General features: G+C 68.0%; 19 protein-coding genes. All 19 read left to right on the forward strand.

Annotated elements, in window-relative coordinates; genetic code table 11:
* Positions 1 to 83 precede the first annotated feature (83 nt).
* Complete coding sequence (locus tag STARVERO_RS13660) at positions 84 to 1,448, forward strand: phage head morphogenesis protein (RefSeq protein WP_159599447.1); 1,365 nt, start codon at positions 84 to 86, stop codon at positions 1,446 to 1,448.
* A 434-nt stretch (positions 1,449 to 1,882) separates the two neighbouring features.
* On the forward strand, positions 1,883 to 2,893 hold the full coding sequence (locus STARVERO_RS13665; RefSeq protein WP_159599449.1) for a phage protease: 1,011 nt from the start codon (positions 1,883 to 1,885) through the stop codon (positions 2,891 to 2,893).
* Positions 2,890 to 3,273 (forward strand): hypothetical protein, encoded by a 384-nt coding sequence (locus STARVERO_RS13670; RefSeq protein WP_159599451.1) that lies wholly within the window; start codon positions 2,890 to 2,892, stop codon positions 3,271 to 3,273. Before STARVERO_RS13665 ends, STARVERO_RS13670 begins: the two co-directional genes overlap by 4 nt.
* Before the next feature lie 41 nt (positions 3,274 to 3,314).
* Positions 3,315 to 4,274 (forward strand): capsid protein, encoded by a 960-nt coding sequence (locus STARVERO_RS13675; protein WP_159599453.1) that lies wholly within the window; start codon positions 3,315 to 3,317, stop codon positions 4,272 to 4,274.
* A gap of 2 nt (positions 4,275 to 4,276) precedes the next feature.
* The gene (locus STARVERO_RS13680; RefSeq protein ID WP_159599455.1) at positions 4,277 to 4,879 is read left to right on the forward strand and encodes a hypothetical protein; all 603 of its coding nucleotides are present in this window, start codon (positions 4,277 to 4,279) and stop codon (positions 4,877 to 4,879) included.
* 113 nt (positions 4,880 to 4,992) lie between these two features.
* Complete coding sequence (locus STARVERO_RS13685; protein ID WP_159599457.1) at positions 4,993 to 5,271, forward strand: DUF2312 domain-containing protein; 279 nt, start codon at positions 4,993 to 4,995, stop codon at positions 5,269 to 5,271.
* Complete coding sequence (locus STARVERO_RS13690; RefSeq protein WP_159599459.1) at positions 5,271 to 5,447, forward strand: hypothetical protein; 177 nt, start codon at positions 5,271 to 5,273, stop codon at positions 5,445 to 5,447. Before STARVERO_RS13685 ends, STARVERO_RS13690 begins: the two co-directional genes overlap by 1 nt.
* The gene (locus STARVERO_RS13695) at positions 5,447 to 5,923 is read left to right on the forward strand and encodes a phage protein Gp36 family protein (RefSeq protein WP_159599461.1); all 477 of its coding nucleotides are present in this window, start codon (positions 5,447 to 5,449) and stop codon (positions 5,921 to 5,923) included. Before STARVERO_RS13690 ends, STARVERO_RS13695 begins: the two co-directional genes overlap by 1 nt.
* Positions 5,923 to 6,429: a phage virion morphogenesis protein gene (locus STARVERO_RS13700; RefSeq protein ID WP_200837807.1), complete on the forward strand. Its 507-nt coding sequence runs from the start codon at positions 5,923 to 5,925 to the stop codon at positions 6,427 to 6,429. The genes STARVERO_RS13695 and STARVERO_RS13700 overlap by 1 nt, the downstream gene beginning before the upstream one ends.
* A complete protein-coding gene (locus STARVERO_RS13705; RefSeq protein ID WP_159599465.1) occupies positions 6,426 to 7,022 on the forward strand; it encodes a hypothetical protein in 597 nt (198 codons plus the stop codon). Before STARVERO_RS13700 ends, STARVERO_RS13705 begins: the two co-directional genes overlap by 4 nt.
* Entirely contained in the window at positions 7,019 to 7,615 is a 597-nt protein-coding gene (locus tag STARVERO_RS13710) for a hypothetical protein (RefSeq protein WP_159599467.1), read from the forward strand. The genes STARVERO_RS13705 and STARVERO_RS13710 overlap by 4 nt, the downstream gene beginning before the upstream one ends.
* Before the next feature lie 9 nt (positions 7,616 to 7,624).
* Positions 7,625 to 7,813 carry a hypothetical protein gene (locus STARVERO_RS13715; RefSeq protein WP_159599469.1) on the forward strand — a complete coding sequence of 63 codons (189 nt, stop codon included), beginning with the start codon at positions 7,625 to 7,627 and terminating at the stop codon, positions 7,811 to 7,813.
* Positions 7,814 to 7,862: 49 nt separating this feature from the next.
* A complete protein-coding gene (locus tag STARVERO_RS13720) occupies positions 7,863 to 8,246 on the forward strand; it encodes a GPW/gp25 family protein (protein WP_479692375.1) in 384 nt (127 codons plus the stop codon).
* Positions 8,243 to 9,124, forward strand: a complete 882-nt coding sequence (locus tag STARVERO_RS13725) for a baseplate J/gp47 family protein (RefSeq protein WP_159599473.1) — start codon at positions 8,243 to 8,245, stop codon at positions 9,122 to 9,124. Before STARVERO_RS13720 ends, STARVERO_RS13725 begins: the two co-directional genes overlap by 4 nt.
* On the forward strand, positions 9,124 to 10,239 hold the full coding sequence (locus STARVERO_RS13730) for a phage tail protein (protein WP_159599475.1): 1,116 nt from the start codon (positions 9,124 to 9,126) through the stop codon (positions 10,237 to 10,239). The genes STARVERO_RS13725 and STARVERO_RS13730 overlap by 1 nt, the downstream gene beginning before the upstream one ends.
* A 3-nt stretch (positions 10,240 to 10,242) precedes the next feature.
* Positions 10,243 to 13,488, forward strand: coding sequence for a DUF4815 domain-containing protein (locus STARVERO_RS13735; protein WP_159599477.1), 3,246 nt, complete (start codon positions 10,243 to 10,245; stop codon positions 13,486 to 13,488).
* Positions 13,489 to 13,498: 10 nt separating this feature from the next.
* On the forward strand, positions 13,499 to 14,749 hold the full coding sequence (locus STARVERO_RS13740) for a phage tail fiber repeat family protein (RefSeq protein WP_159599479.1): 1,251 nt from the start codon (positions 13,499 to 13,501) through the stop codon (positions 14,747 to 14,749).
* Positions 14,749 to 15,288, forward strand: coding sequence for a hypothetical protein (locus STARVERO_RS13745; RefSeq protein WP_159599481.1), 540 nt, complete (start codon positions 14,749 to 14,751; stop codon positions 15,286 to 15,288). Before STARVERO_RS13740 ends, STARVERO_RS13745 begins: the two co-directional genes overlap by 1 nt.
* Before the next feature lie 112 nt (positions 15,289 to 15,400).
* On the forward strand, positions 15,401 to 16,685 hold a 1,285-nt coding region (locus STARVERO_RS13750), incomplete at its 3' end, for a phage tail sheath protein (protein ID WP_159599483.1).

Raw genomic sequence — 16,685 nt, forward strand, 5'->3', positions numbered from 1 at the left:
GCCGGAGATCGCGGAGGCGGTCGACGGGAAGCGGCTCGCCATGAAGCTCGCCATCGCGATGGCCAAGGCGCGCGGTCTCGGCGATGTCCACGACTGAGTACATCTCCCGTCGCGCCTTCCTCGCCGGACTCGCCTTCCTCGCAACCGGCGCACGGGTGGAGCGGGGATTTCCCACGCCACCCGAGGTGCTGGACTATTTCCGGGACAAGAAGCTCGCGCCCCGCTTCTCCTGGCTGGACGTGTGGGGCGAGGAGCACGCCCACGCCTTCACCGTCGCCGGCGTCCTGGAGGACAAGGTGCTCGCCGAGTTCCGCGCCGGGATCGACCAGGCGCTGAAGGACGGCACCGGATTCGACAAGTTCAAGGCCGACATGGAGCGGCGGCTGAAGCCGGTCGGGTGGTGGGGTCCTCGGAAGGTCATCGATCCCGAAGGGACCAAAATGAAGACCGTCGACTTCACCCGCCCCCGGCGGCTGGAGACGACGTTCTGGTCGAATGTGCGCGCCGCCCGCGCCGCCGGCCAATGGGACCGGATCCAGCGCACCAAGCGCGCCTTGCCCTTCTTGCTCTACGTGCGCACGACGGCCGGAGATCCCCGGCAGGAGCATCTTCGCTGGGCTGGCATCATCCTGCCCGTCGATCATCCGTTCTGGCGCACCCACTTTCCGCCCAACGGGTGGGGCTGCAAGTGCGCCGTCCGCCAGATCACGGCTGCGCAGGCCGAGCGCCTTCTCGGCCGACCGCCGGAGGATGGCGGGATCATCTACCGCGACACGCCGCCGGCGGAGCGCATGCGGACCTTCGTCAACAAGCGCACGGGGGTGCGGACGCAGGTGCCGGACGGCATCGATCCCGGCTGGCACACCAACCCCGGCGTCGGACGCTCCCGCACCCTGGTGCGCATCCTGCAGGATCAGCTCGACGCCACGCCGGCCGACATGGCACGCCCGCGTATCCAGAAGATCATCGCGGATGACGGGTTTCTGTCGCACGTGTTGAGCGCGCGACGGCTTGGCATCGAACGCGCTGCCGTCAAGAAGGCTCTGAAGGATGCCGGCCGGGACGCCGCCGCTGTCGACCTGAGCCATCCGTGGCCGCGAACGGCGTGGCCGGTGGCGACCATCAATGACGGGCTTGCCCGCGACATCGGCGCCAAGCTCAGGACCGTAACGGCGAGCGACGCCGCCATGGCCCACAATCCCACCCATCCGCTTCCGGCGGCCATGTGGCGTCTCGTCCAGCTCATGCTTGACGGCTCCGACATCTGGCGCCGGCGGTCTGACGGGCGACTGCTTGCGATGATCGAAGTCGACGGCAAGTTCTATATGTCCTGGATCGACCTCGGCGCCGGCGGGCATCTGGAGGTGGCGACGTTGTATCCAAGCTCGCGCGGACGGAACACCGGTTATGTCCGCAACATTCTGGAAGGGTGCGACCGGGTGAGATGAAGTCGCGGAGGGAGGGCGTCACATCCTCCTTGCGCGGGCGTACCCACGCGTGGACGGCTATTTCTCCGCGACTGGATAGTACCTCCGCCATCGGGCATGTGCAACGATGCGGCTAGGCGAGGAGTGGCGGCGGGATGTGTGCGGCGTACATTGACCGGGGCTGGCCTGATCACATTTCCTTCCGAAACCACCGTGTGCAGATGGCCCGCGACTATCTGGAACGCAATTTCGCAGCGGCGGCCTCTGCCGGCGAAACACCGTCCGGGTGAGGCATCGGGCGGCACAAAGCCCAAACGGCCGCCCACGGCTTTCAAACCCCCTTCAAAATCGATCCTGATAGGATAGGGTCGCTCGCGTTCGCGATGTCGGGCGCATCTTCGGCCGGTGACAGCTGTCACCGGCATTCCGCTTCGGGGCTCGCCTAGCGTGCCCCCATGTCGCACCGATCCGCAACCCAGACCGACCCGATCGCCACCGGCGTCATCGCCGGCGAGCTCGCGGCGCTTGATGCCTCCGGCGCTCCGCCGGCGTGGATCAAGATCGCGCCGCGCGGCCGCGTGACCACCCGCGACGGCCGCTCCTACGGCTTCGATCCGGCGTCGCTGGTGGCGCGGTTCCAGGCGGATGGGATCTCGATCCCCGTCGATCTCGATCACAGCGTGCCGCGCAAGGCGATGTTCGGCGAGGCCGGCACCGTCGTCGGGTGGGTGCCGGAACTGGAGGCTCGCACCGATGGTCTGTGGGCCCGCGTCGACTGGCTTGACGCCGGCAAGCAGACGCTCTCCGCGCGCACGCACCGTTTCGTTTCCCCGACCTTTCATCACGACGACGCCGGCAACGCGACCTGGCTGCATTCGGTCGCGCTCGTGCCGGCGCCGGCGCTCGCCATGCCCGCCGTCGCCTCGGCCGGCCCCACCACCCAGAAGGATCAGCCCATGCTGAAGAAGATCGCGGCGGCGCTCGGCCTGACCGAGACCGCCGACGAAGGCTCCTGCCTTTCCGCCATTGCGGGCCTGAAGGCCGATACGGTCTCCAAGGCGATCCACGAGCAGACGCTCGCCAATCTCGCAGCCGTCACGACGGCCAAGGATGCGGCCGAGGCCAAGATCGCAGATCTCGGCGCCGAAGCTCACAAGAAGGCCGTCGAGGATCTCCTCGATGGCGCCCTGCAGAAGAAGAAGATCACGCCGGCGCAGCGGGGCGAGTACGCCCTGCTGTGCGCCACCGCGAGTGGCCTGGAGCAGGTTCGCGCCCTGCTGGAAAAGACCCCTGCCAATCTGCAGGCGTCGGCGCTGGGCGAGCGGGAGACGCCGTCCGGCGAAGCCACGATCAATGCGACCACCTTGGCCGCCAAGGCCGTCGCCTACCAGAAGAAGATGGCCGCGGACGGCGTGTTCCTGTCGACGGCGGACGCCGTCATGGCCGTGAAGGAGGGCAAGCAGTGAGGCCGTTCATCAAGTCCTATATCGGCGCGGCGAGCGTCGATCCGTACCTGATCGTCAAGGCCGCGGCGCCGGCGGCCGGAACCACTGTCCGCGCCGCGGCGGGTGCCACCGACGCCATCATCGGCGTGACCGACGAGCTCGGCGGCGATCAGGGCGGCACCGTCGATGTCACCGTCGCCGGTCCCGCCCAGGTGCGCCTCGGCGGCAACGTCGCCTTCGGCGATCCGCTGACCAGCGATGCCGCCGGCAAGGCGGTGAAGGTCCTGCCGGTCGTCGGCCAGACCGTCGTCATCATCGGATGGGCCGGCTCCCCCGGCGCCGCCGACGACATCATCCCCGTCACCGTCGCCAAGAGCCTGCTGGCCACGCCGGCGGCCTGACGGCGCGCCGCCCACCGCAGCACCGCCAATCGAGGACACACATGCCCCGTCGCTCTTTCACCGTCGACCCGGTCCTGACCGCGGTTGCCATCGCCTACCGCAATCCTGCGCAGTCGCTCATCGCCGACGAGGTGCTTCCGCGCCAGGACGTCGCCCAGGAGCGCTTCGCGTGGACGTCCTACCCGTTGGCCGAGAACTTCACCGTCCCCGAGACGCTGGTCGGCCGCAAGGGCAAGGTCAATGAAGTCGACTTCTCCGGCAAGGAGGAGACCGGCGAGGTTCAGGACCACGGTCTCGATGCGCCCGTCGTCGTCAGCGACGTCAAGGCGGCGGAGGCGGCGCGCGCCGCCGGTCGATCGATGTACGACCCTGAGGCGCGAGCGGTCGAAGGGCTCACCGATCTGATCACGCTGGCGCGCGAGGTCCGTGTCGCGGCCACCGTGCAGGACCCCGCCAACTATGCGGCGGCGCGCAAGGTGGTACTCGCCGGCGGCGACCAGCTCGACGACTACGAGAACAGCGACCCGATCGAGACGATCACCGAGGCGATCGAAGGTACGCTGATCTTCCGCCCGAACACCTGCGTTATGGGACAGGTGGGCTGGTCCAAGCTCCGCCGGCACCCCCACCTCGTCAACGCCGTCAAGGGCAACCTGACGGAAAAGGGCATGATCACCCGCGAGCAGTTCTGCGAGCTCTTCGAGATCGAGCGGCTGCTCGTCGGCGAAGGGTACGTAAATCTCTCGCGCAAGGGTCAGGCGCCCAATCTGCAGCGTGTGTGGGGTAAGAACATCGCGCTGCTGCACATCAACAAGGCGGCCGCGCCGGGCCAGGGCATCACCTGGGGAATGACGGCGCAGTTCGGCACGCGCATCGCCGGCCGCATCGATGACCCGGACCTCGGCCTTGAAGGCGGCTACCGCGTGCGTGCCGGCGAGCGGATCCGTGAACTCGTGGTCGCCAAGGACGTCGGCTACCTGATCCAGAACGCGGTGTCCTGACCATGGCGCCGCGTCCGACCAAGACGAAGGCGGCCAAGGCCACCACCACCGATAACCCCCGAGAGAGCAAAGCCGGGCCGGCGGACGGGACTTTGCCGTCCGCCGGCCGAGGCGAGGCGGGGGAGCCGAATTCCGAGGCCCGAGCCGCCGGCAGTGCCGAGGGCCAGATCGCGCAGCCGGAGCCCGACGCGGGCGCCCAGGCGGCGAAGGTGGGGGGACCCGAGACCCCGCCCGCCAACGCCGCCGAAACCGGCGAGAGCAAGGGGGAGGACGCGGCAGCCTCCCCCGAGCTCGACAAGGAACCAGTATCGACCTTCGATCCCGCCATTCTCGTGCGCGGGCTGGAGGACGAGCAAATGCTCCGTCTGGCGATCTACATCGCCTCGCTGCTTCCGGCGGACTTCGCTGAACGCCTTCCCGAGCTCGTTCAGCGGACCGAGGACTTCCATCGCATGCTCAAGGATGAGCGGACCCGTGACTTCGTCATCGGCGCGCGGGTGAAGATAAGTCGCCGATATATCGAGCCCGGCACTCGGCCGCTGACCCGCAAGGAACACGCCGTGCTGCACACCGCGGGCATCATCTCGGCCGACTGGCCCGACTGAACCCGGCCGACCGCGCCGCACGCGACAGCCGCGCGGGAGCCGCGCGGCCCGGACCTCCGGGCCCCTGACGGGGGCGGTTCGCCGCCCCCGTCTTCCGTCACCAGGAGCGCCTCATGTCCGACATCCCCACCGACCAGCCGCTTTCCGACGCCGCCGCCGGCTTCGCCAAGGAGCAGCTCAAGTCCTTCATCGAGCGCATCGAGCGCCTCGAGGAGGAAAAGCAGACCATCGGCGAAGACATCAAGGATACCTTCCTGGAGGCGAAGGGCGCGGGCTTCGATATCAAGGCCCTGCGCGAGATCCTGAAGATCCGCAAGCAGGATGCCGACCAGCGCGCCGAGCACGAGGCGATCGTCGACCTCTACCTGCAGGCCATGGGGATGGTCGGCTGATGAACGAGCTGGCGGCCTGGATCTTCCTCGGCGCGATCTGGATCGCGATCATTGCCCTTTTCGTTCGGCAGCAGCGGGCACACGTCGCTGGCATGCGCGAATTGCGTCAGTTTCGGCGGAGGGAGGCGCACGTCGCGACGATGCGCAACCTGTGTCGGGTTGGGCGGGTGCGCTGATGGCCACCTTCGCCACTCTCGCCGACGTCCTGGCCCGCTATCCCAACGAGGCGACCATCCTCGCCGCCAATGAGGAGACCCGCGAGCGCGACGACGCGCGCATCGAGGCCTCGCTCATCGATGCCAGCGCGGAGATGCGCGTCGTGCTGTTCGCCCGCTACTCGCGGGCCGAGCTGGAGCGTATCGACGACGACGGCCGCGAGGCGCTGCGGATCTACGCCACCGACATCGCTCTCTACCGCGTCGCGCTCTCCTTCGGTCGCGGCAATGAGCGCGTGAAGGAGCGCTACGACATCGCCATCAAGCGCCTGGAGGCCATCGCCGCCGGCAAGGGCGCCCTGACCTTTGACGGGCCGGGCGGCGGCGGCCTGCCCGGTGGCGGCATGCCCGGCGAGCCGAACTCGGTCGGCCCGGCCGAGCCCATCGTCGTGGCGCCCGATCGCCTGTTCACGCGCGATCGGATGCGGGGGCTGTGATGGATGGGATCCGCATCGTCATCGATGTCGACGGCGTGCTGCCTTCCGTCATCCTCGCGCGGCTCGCGGCCGGCAGCGATGACACCCTGCCGCTCATGACCGACATCGGCGGGCTACTGGAATCGTCGACGCGCGAGCGCATCGAGGACACCAAGACGGCGCCGGACGGCACGCCCTGGGCGCCGAACAGGGCGGGCACCTCGACGCTGCTGGAGACCGGCCGGCACCTGCGCGACAGCGTCGCCTATATCGCATCGGCCGGGCAGGTCGAGGTCGGCGCGGCCTGGGAATATGCCCACGTCCACCAGGACGGCGCGGTCATCAAGCCGAAGGATGCGGCGCGGCTGCATTTCATGGTGGGCAACACGCCGGTGTTCGCCCGGCAGGTCACGATCCCCGCGCGCCCCTTCGTCGGCGTATCGGCCGACGACGAGCCCGAGATCGAGCGCGTGACGCTGGACTGGCTGTCCGGTCTCATCTCCGGCCTGCCGGGAGGGCGCCCATGATCGCCCCGCGCACGCTGGCCCAGCGACTGGAGGATGCGCGTGTCGCCCAGCTCGTCGCCGCCATCGTCGCCACGCTGAAGCCGCTCTTTCCGGGCGTCGAGGTGCGCGAGCTGCCGGGCCGCATCGACATATCCGACATCATCGCCGGTGATATCTTCCCGCCGCCGATGATCGGCGTGACCTTCCAGCGCGTGCGCCAGCCGATCAACGTCGGCGGCTCCTTCGATCTGCCCGTCGAGCTCGTCGCCTACATCGTGACCGAGGAGATGGCCATCGGCTCGCGGGCGGAACGGCGCGAGACCATCGCGCATGCGCTCGGCTTCGGGCTGTTCGAGATCCTCGCCGATCCCGACCTCACCCTGCCGCGCTGGGGCCTGACGTCGATCAGCCTGCCGGAAGACGCCGAAATGCGCCCGCTGGTGACCGCTGCCTCCTTCGGCAAGGGCGTCGGCTACTACACGCTCACCTGGCGCCAGTCGCTCAAGGGGCTCGGCGGCGATCCGCTGGAGCGCATGCCCTACACGGCCGTCGAGGCCGTCGAGGATGGCGAGATCGTCCTCTTCCCGCCCGATCTCTCGGGGGCGCCGGTATGAGCCACCTGGAGTCCTACCGCTGGCGGAAGATGGAGAACCGCCTGACCATGCTGGAGCGCAGCCTGGGCGACGCCCATCAGCGCATCGCGCGCGTGATGATGCCCGGCAAGGTGGCCGAGATCCGCTCGGTGGGTAACGACTGGCAGGTCCGTCTCGACCTTGGCCTTAGCGCCGACCAGGACAAGCCCGTCCTCTCACCCTGGCTGCGCGCGCAGCCGGTGAGCGCCGGCAAGCTGAAGGTGAAGGTGCGTCCGACGATCGGCGAGAGGTTCGCCATGATCTCGCCCTCCGGCACCGTGGGCGAAGGCAGCTGGTGCGTGCGCGGGCCGTTCGACCAGGACCATGAGGCTCCGGCCGGCGCGCAGGATGTCGTGCTCGAAGTCGGCAACAGCAGCATCACCATCGAGGACGGCAAGGTCCTCATCAGCACCGGCAAGGGCTCGTTCGAGATCAACGGCGATCAGTTGCGGCTCAACGGAAAAGCCATCGCGCTGTCGAGCGAGGAGCTCACGCACAACGAGAAGAACATCTCGTCCGGCCACGTCCATTCGGGTGTCACGCCCGGCGGCGCCGATACCGGCCCGCCGGCATAGGAGAGAGCCATGACCAAGAAGGAATACCGCATCACCGCCGCCCGCCCCATCGATGGCCGCATGCGCAAGCCCGGCGAAACCGTGTCGCTCGATCAGCGACAGTACGACGCCGAGAAGCGTTGGGGTGGGCTGGAGCCCGTCCAGGCGGAGTTGCCCAAGGGGCGCAAACCCGCCGCCGGCGGCGACAAGGCCGACTGACAACGCGGCTTGAAGGGGCCTTCACATGGCGCTCACGACACGCACGGGGATGGATAGGGCTACGGGGAAGCTGTTGCGCGGGCGAGCTCACGGCGAGCAGTCCGTGCGCGACATCCTCTCCACGCGCAAGCTCCAGCGCGTCATGGAGCTCGACTACGGCTCCGAGCTCCACGCGCTGCGCGGCGAGAACATGACCGCGGCCAACGTGCTGCGCGCCTATGCCGAGATCGTCGGCGCGGTGCACGCTGAGGAGCCGGGCGTGAGGATCGCTCGCATGGAGCCGACCTATCTCGAAGGTCGACAGGGCGCCATCGGCTTCGACCTGCACAACCTGTTCTATCCATACGGTCATCTCGGCGACTACAGCGTCGTGGAGCATTTCAGCATGACGCTGCCCGCGGCCGTGCTCATGCGCGGGAGCGCCGCGGCATGACGGACGGCGTGACGATCAAGGCACTTGCAGGCCTGCCGCCGGCGCAAGTCATCGAGGAACTGAGCTGGCAGGTGATCGTCGACCGGATGGTCGCGCGCTTCCAGGAGCTCTGGGCGATCGAGCGCGAGGCGAACCCGGAACTTCCGGTTATCGACACCCTGCACCTTCGCAGTGATCCCGGCCGCAAGCTGATCGAGCTCGCGGCCTATGTCGAGATGGCGCTCCGAGCGCGGGTCAACGATGCCGGCAGGTCCAATCTGCTGTTCTACAGCGCCGGCACCGACACCGATCATCTGGTGATCTTCTACGATGTGCTTCGCCTCTTCGGTGAGCAGGAGGAGGCGCTGAAGTCGCGCACTATCCTCGCCATCGCCGGCCGCTCCACCGGCGGGCCAAAGGAGCGTTACGAGGCCATCGCCCGCGCCGCTGACGTGCGCGTGCGCCGTGCCCACGCCTACCGCGTCGGCCGCGATCCGACCGTGCATGTCGCGATCTGGTCGACCGATAATGCCGGGCTAGCCGACCCTGCGCTGCTCGCCAAGGTGCGCGCGGCGCTTGAAAACTCGGCCCATGGCGTCATCAACGACGTCTTCGACGTGCGCGCGGCGGTGTTCTCGGCCGTCGACGTGACCCTCGACGTCTGGCTGCTGCCCGACGCCATGGAGACGATCCTCGGTACCATCCCGAGCGTCGTTACCGACGCCTGGTCGGCCGAGACCGGCATGGGCATGGACCTGGTCGCTGAGTGGGTGCAGGGCCGAGCCATGATCGCCGGCGTCCAGCGGGCCCGCATGACCTCCGACGAGATCAGGGCCGAGCCCTATCAGGCGATCTCCATCCGCAGCCTGTCCGTCAATTTTCGGGGGAGGGCCTATTGATGGCTCACGATGCCGCGGCTCTCCTGCCGACCTCCGCCGGCGTCTACGAGCGCACGCTGGCGCGGGCGACCGATCCGACCGACATCCTCGGCCCGTCGATCGACGCCCTGCACGGCATGAAGCTCAACAACCCGCCCGCCTCCTTCCTGCCCTACCTCGTGTGGGAGTACGGCCTCGGCATGCTCTCGCCCTACCTCCCGACCCTCTACGACCTGATCGGCGAGGGCGTCGACTGGGAGCGGGTTCGCGGCACGCCCGCCGCCGTGCACCAGGCGCTCGGCTGGATCGGCTATTCGGCGACGCTCGAATATGCCCCGCCGCGCCGGCTCTGGTGGAACCACATCCAGCTCGGGCTTGATCGCGTCCGCGACGACGAGGCCGATCTCGCGCGCATCGACGGCCTCACATGGCTGTCCCTGCCGCTGCGCTCCGATTGCTGGCGGGCCTATTGCGGCTATGACGTGCGCGCCCTGGAGGGCGACGAGGGCCGCGCCGACGAGACCATGTGGGACGATGATTCCGGCGTCGTCATCGATGGCGTGCGAACGAAGTGGAGCTTCGGCCGGCCGGTCTACATCGTCCACGACATGGCGCAGGCCGAGCTCGAGGCGCTCGGCGTCTGGCTGGAGCCGATCGAGGGCGCGGACCTGACGTGGGGCGATTTTCCGTGGGGTGCTTTCCCGTGGACCGCTGACGGCGCGCTGGCGCGCTCCTCGTCCATGATGCAGGCGACCGGGCCCGGCCCGGCGTGGGCGGTGTTCAAGGATGCCGCTGGCGAGATCCTGTTCTATCGGCGCTGCCGTGTCCGACGCCCGGTCATCGAGACGCTGGAGGGCGTCTACCGGGTCGGCGCCAGCCGTTTCGATCCGGCGCCGGCCGCGACCCGGTATCTCTATGTCGAGGCGCTGACGGACTTCGGCGAGGGTCACGGCAGCACCGCCGCCAGCGTCGGCTTCATCCTTTCCGCGACGCCGGCCGCCGGCTGCAAGCCGGGGCTCCAGCACCTGCCGCCCGGCGCCCTTGAGCCGGCCGGCCCGGTGATCGGCGAGACCCCCGTTTCAATCGAGTTTGGGCGCACCGTGCGCGAGCGCGTCGCCTGCCTGCTGAGGTTCTGACCGATGGCCTTCGAGCACGAGAGCTTTCCCGACACCCATGACCGGTTTGCGGCCATGCCCGACTTCGCCGGGCTCGTCTTCCGTGGCCGGACCTATACGCAGTCGGCCGAGAGCAATGAGCTGCAGTCGATCATTCGCGCCAGAACGGCGCGGATCGGTGGCATGGTCGCGCGCGACGGCGATCGCATCAACGGCGCGGCCGTGGTGGTGGATGCCGAAGCCGGCACGATCACGCTGACCGAAGGCTGGATCTACGCGGCCGGCGACGTGCGCCGTGTGCCCGAGCGCGTCATCGAGGGCGTGGACCTGACGGGCGACGTGTCGATCGGCATCCGCATCCGTCGATCCTACGTCACCGCCGACGACATGCCGGAGTTGCGCGGCCTCATCCCCGGATCGGCCGGCGAAGGCGAGGACGGCGCCGCGCGCGTGATCGAGGCGGTGAGCTGGTCGCTGCGCTCGCTTGCCGAGCCGGGCGACTACTACCAGGTCTATCTCGTGCGCGGCGGCACGGTGCTCGATCAGACGCCGCCCGCCAACCTGACCGCCATCGCGCAGCAGATTGCGGCCAAGGACCGGGGCGTGACGGGTGGCAACTACGTCATCGAGGGCTGTCAGGTCACCGCCATCGGGCAGGTCGGCGCCGCCATGCATTTCGCGGTCTCCGAGGGAGCGGCGTCGATCTATGGCTTCACGCGATCCCGTTCGGCGGCGCTGCGTTATGGCGAGCCGCTGAGCTGGGACACCGAGCAGATCGACACCGAGCCGCATGTCTTTTCGGATGGCGGCACCGGCACGGCTGTGATCCCGCTCAACCGGGGTCCGATCGATCAGGTGCTTGCCGCGTCGATCACGAAGCAGGTGACGGTGACCATCGTTCGCGGCAGCCCCAACAACACGGCCGACATCCTGCCGAAAAACAGCGTCACCGAAGTGCTGTCGGTCACTCAGGGGGCGACGTCGTTCGCCGCCGGCACGAGTTGGAACCTCGTGGCCAACGCTCTGGACTGGTCGCCCGGCGGGCCGGAGCCGGCGGTGGGCTCCAGCTATCAGGCGACGATCCGGTTCCTCGAGGTGGTCACGCCCGAGGCGATTGGCGTTCAGTCGGTGACGCTGGCCGGCGGTGTGACCGGCACCCCGGTGTTCGTCACCTACCGCTGGAAGCTCCCGCGCGTTGATCGCCTCTGTCTCGACGAAAACGGCGCCATCGTCTACCTGCGCGGCGTGTCGTCGGCGGTGCGCCCCAAGCCGCCGATCGAGCGGGCGAACCTGCTCGGCCTCGCCGACATTTACAATGACTGGCGCGCCGCCCCGGTGGTGACCAACAACGGCACGCGCGCCTGTCACCTCCCGGAATTGTGGCGCTACCTCAACTTCTTCAAGGATGTTGCCGACCTCGTCGCGCTGCTGCGGCTGCGGGCCGACATCGACAGCCGCGAGCCGGTCGCCAAGCATGATGTGTTTGTCGACCCCTGCGTCGACGACACCTATCGAGACCAGGGCGTGCCGCAGACGGCGGCGGTCTATGGCGGGTCGATCCAGCTCGCCGTCGACCCCACCATCCATCAGATCCAGATGGCAGCTCCCGTCCTGCTGCCATATGTCGAGGAAGTCGCCATCGAGCAGCCGCTCAAGACCGGCTGCGTCAAGATCAATCCGTGGGCCAATTTCAACCCGCTGCCGGCGCAACTCTCGATCTCGCCGGCCGTCGACTACTGGACCGAAACCCGCACCATCTGGCTTTCGGACAAGACCCGTCAGATTTCCGGCACCAATGACCGCACCACGGTCACCGAGGAGCTGGTAGACCGCCGGCAGGAGTCGCTCGCCTATCTGCGCCAGATCGAGGTCAGCTACACCATCAAGGGCTTCGGCCCCGGTGAGGAGCTGCAGCTGCTCGCCTTCGACAACATCGACATCACACCGGAGCCTCTGCTGATCGGCGACGCCAATGGTGAGGTGCACGGCTCGTTCGTGGTCCCTGCTGATGTGACCGCCGGCTCCAAATTGCTGTTCGCCGGCGGCGCGAGCGGCGCCGAGGCGTGGGCGGAGTTTGTCGGCGGAGGCACAGTCGACATCACCACCATGCAGCGCCTGGTGTCGATCGAGACAGTTCGGCCGCCGCTGGACGCCACCCCGGCACCCGAACCTGACTCTCCGACCGCCGACCCGAATCTACCGCAGAACGTCATCCGCGATTGGCGCTGGTCCACCGGGAGGAGCACTGGCCCGGTTAAGTCCGACCCGCAGGCGCAGAGCTTCATGCCACCCGAACCGCGCCACTTCACAGGCGTGGAACTGCACATCTGCAAGGTCGGCGACCCCGGCAATCCCATTTCGGTCGGCATCGTCCCGATGCGCGACGGCGACCCGACCGAAGAAGTGCGCGCCTCGGCCGTTGTGCCGATGACGACAGTAGCGGTGGGTGACCGGATCAAGCCGACCTTCCCCGCACCGCTGCTGCTGACGTCCGACGCCATGTGGGCCTTTGTCGTCAAGTCCGACGACGCGGAGCACTCCATTTCGGTCGCGAACCTCGGCGACTTTGATACCGAGACGCAGACCTTCGTCACTCGCAACCCGTACCCGATCGCCATGCGCCACGAATCCAGCAATGCGGCGTCGTGGGACCACAAGCAGGGTTCGGACATCACGTTCCGGCTCTACGCGGCGCGGTTCACCGCCACCGAGCGGCGCGTGCTGCTCGGCACCGTCCACCTCGCCCAGTGCTCGGATCTCGTCATCAAGGCGACCGTGCAACTGCCGAGCCGCGACTGCAGCCTGCATTTCGAAGTGGTCCGGCCCGGCGCCGGCGGCACGATTGTCATGCTGCCCAACGATCCGGTCGAGTTGACCGATTACATCACCGAGGAGGTCGAGGTCTGGGCGGTGCTGCGCGGCACCGAGCTGGTGAGCCCGGTGTTGTTCCCGGGCGTGACCGTGATTGCCGGCAAGCTGCGCGCCACCGGCGACTATGTCTGCCGGGCCTTCGCCGGCAAGGCGGGCGCCATCGCTCGTTACAAGGCCCTGCTGCCCGCTGGCGCGGGCGCCACCTTCACGATCGACCGCGCCGACGGCGACTGGGAGGCCCTGCCGCTCGCCGAGACCGAGATGCTGAACGACGGCTGGATCGAGCGCCGGCACGAGAAGGCGGCGCTCATGGCCGATCAGGTGAGGGTGCGCATCCAGCTGACCGGCACGCCGGCGGCGCGGCCCGCCGTCTCCGATCCGCGCTTCATCACCTTCTGAGGAGGCCATCATGCCCGTCATCGATGACCGCACCGCCGTCCTCGACGTTCCGAAGCCGAACGCCGCGAACAACCTCTCGGATGACGTCGAGCGCCTGCGGTTGATGGCCGAGAAGCTCGCCGTCGCGATCCACGCTAACGCGCAAGAGATCGCCCTGCGCGCCCTGCTGGAGCACGCGCACGAGATTGGCCACATCACCGGCCTCCTCGACGCGCTCAACAGCAAGTCGGACAAGACGCATAAGCATGCGCTGGACGATCTCTCCGACGTCGACGCGCCGGACCCGGCCAACTACCACGTCATGGTTCGCATCGGCGATAAATGGGTCTCGGCCGCGCTCGTGCTGGCGCACATCACGGGCTGGGAAGACACCGTCGACGCCAAGATCGACGGCAAAATCGCCGCGTTGGCTGGCAGCGCGCCGGCAACCCTCGACACCTTCGCAGAGATCGCGGCGGCTCTCGGCAACGATCCCAACCTCGCCACCACGATCTCGACGGCTCTGGGCCATCGTGTCCGTTTCGACGAGGTGCAGAGCCGCACCGCTGAGGAGAAGACGCGGGCGCAGACGAACCTCGGCGGCACGGATGTCGGCCGGGCGGTCTTCGAGGCGGCCGACAAGGCGGCGGCGCGGACCGCCATCGGTGCCGTGCCGGCGTCGCATCCCCATCCGATCAGTGCGATCACCGACCTTCAGGCGGCGCTCGACAGCCTCGTTGCACAGGTCAGCGCCCGAGCGCTGGGTACGGACCTCGCTTGGACGAACGGTCAGGTCGCGAGCAAGCCGAATGCCGACAGCATCTCCCATGTCGGTCTTGCCAGCGGAGACCCGAACAAGCCGTATATGCGTCAGGCGTCCAACAGCGCCGTCCTGTATCTGCAAAGGGAGCTGGGCTTCACAGCCGCGCGTCAGGGCTCCGGCAACATCGTGACGATCACGTGGGACGGCGGGCGCAGCAAAGTCACGATCACCATCGACGCCACCTACATGGGCGACATCGCCTTTGAGCAGTGGGTGGCGGCCAACTTCGCCTGGAAGAGCGAGGTGTACATCAAGAACCCCAGCGATTTCGCCTCTGTCCTTGCCAACGCGAACGAGGTCGGCGCGGTGATGTTCACTACCACTGCTGCCGGCAGCGCGGCCTACGGCACCCTCTATGCAGGATCGTCTCTCGCGGCCGGCTTGGGCGGCACGTGGCGATGCATGAGCCGCAGCCCGACGAGCGGCACGGTGCCGGGTCTTTTTGTGAGGGTTGCTTGATGTCCGAAGATGAAATCCCTGTGGAGCCTGAGAGCGAAACGCCTGTTCCGCCGCCGGTGTACGAGGAGACGCCCCCGGCCGCCGCTCCGAGTCCGTATGAGATCAAGCCGGGTTCGGCCATCTACAACGCGGCGGGCGGTGTCGACTGCGAGGTGCGGCCGCCGCACTTCAGTCTGCCCGAAGGCGAATGGATACCGTTCGAGGCGATCGAGAGCGACGCGAACACAGCTAGCGCCGACGTCTACGCTCGCCTGCTCGACGGCGAGGCCGGGCCGATCGCGCCGTATGTCGCCCCGCCGCCGGTGGTGCCGTCCTCCGTCACCCGCGCCCAGGCGCGCGTTGCGCTCTTCGAGGCCGGCCTCCTTGCGCAAGTCGACGCGGCCGTGGCGGCACATCCTTACGAACTGGTGCGCATCTGGTGGGCGGACGCTCTCAATATCGAGCGCAATCACCCGTACCTCGTCGCCATGGCCGTGGAGCTGGAGCTGACCGAGCAGCAGGTCGACCAGCTGTTCATCACGGCGGCAACGCGGGTATAGATGCGGGAAGCGCCGGCCCAGCAAGGAGTTCGGTGACACCTGTCACCGGCTCCGCTTTCATCGTGCTCGCTAGCCTCGCCTTCGATCCTCCCACGGTCAAGGCGCAACAGGCATGGCAGCCCTCACTCGTAACCACGGCGTTCGCTTCCTCGATGCGGGCGAGGACGCTCGCACCGTCGTTACGCCGGACTTCTCGACCATCGCTATCGTGGCCGAGGCCGACGAGGCCAACCCCGACCTTTTCCCCCTCGAAACGAGCGTGCATCTCTATGGCGACGAGGCCGACAAGATCGCCCGGCTGGGTGACGCCGGCGAGATCGGCGACGCCATCGACGACATCCTGTCGGAGGGCGTGGCCGGCTCGATCCTCGTGCACCGCGTGCCGAAAAAGACGACGCGCAACGAGCAGATCGGTGCCATCGTCGGCGATCCGTCCGACCGCACGGGCATGTGGGGGCTGCTCGATGCGCGGTCGCGCACCGGCGTGCGTCCCGGCCTGATCCTTTCACCCGGCAACACCCAGGACAATCTCATCGGCGCCACGACCGCCACCGTGACGGCGCAGGGCGAGGACTACACCCAGGCGGCCCCGGTCTTCGCCTCGGCCGGAGCACTCGTCGTGCCCACAGGAACCTGCGTCATCGAGGGCGGCAAGGTCATCGGCGTGCGCATCGACAATGCCGGCATCGGCATTACCGGGGCCGTCACCTGCACCATTGTGGGTGACGGCGACGGCGCCACCTGCGAGGTGGCCACCGGGCCGGTCGCCAATCCCGTTGCGCTCACCACGATGGCCGTCGCACGCCGCGTGCTTGGTATCGGCATCGTCGACGGCCCGAACCTCGACCGGCAGGCGGCCTTCCAGTGGGCGGAGCGCCTGCGTCGCGACGATGGGCGCTATCTCTACCCGATCGACCCGGCGGTCCGTCGCTTCGCGGTCCTCGACGAATCGGACGATACGATCCTCACCCGGCCGTCCTCGGCCGTGGTGGCGGCGCTGTTCGCCAAGCGCGACCGGGCGCGCGGCGGTCCCTACTGGAGCCCGGAAAACCAGACCTCCAGCGGCATCGTCGGGGTGGCGCGCCCGATCTCGTATTACGATGGCGAGATCGACCACGAGGCCAATTTTCTTGTCTCGACCGCCGGCGTGAATACGTGGATCGAAGGCAAGGAGCTGTTCGGTTCCGAGACGCTCTCGAACGACAGCAACTGGCGCTTCATCAACAAGGTCCGCACCGAGAACGCCATTCGCGCCTCGCTGCCGGGCGCTCTGCGTAAATGGCGCGGCGAGCTTTTCACCTCCCATAACGCCCTGATGGTGGTGAAGACCATCGAGGCGTTCCTGGACGAGCTCGTCCAGCTCGGCGTGGTGCTCGGCTATACCCGCTACTTCGACC

Source organism: Starkeya nomas (assembly GCF_902703545.1).
GTDB lineage: Bacteria > Pseudomonadota > Alphaproteobacteria > Rhizobiales > Xanthobacteraceae > Ancylobacter > Ancylobacter moscoviensis.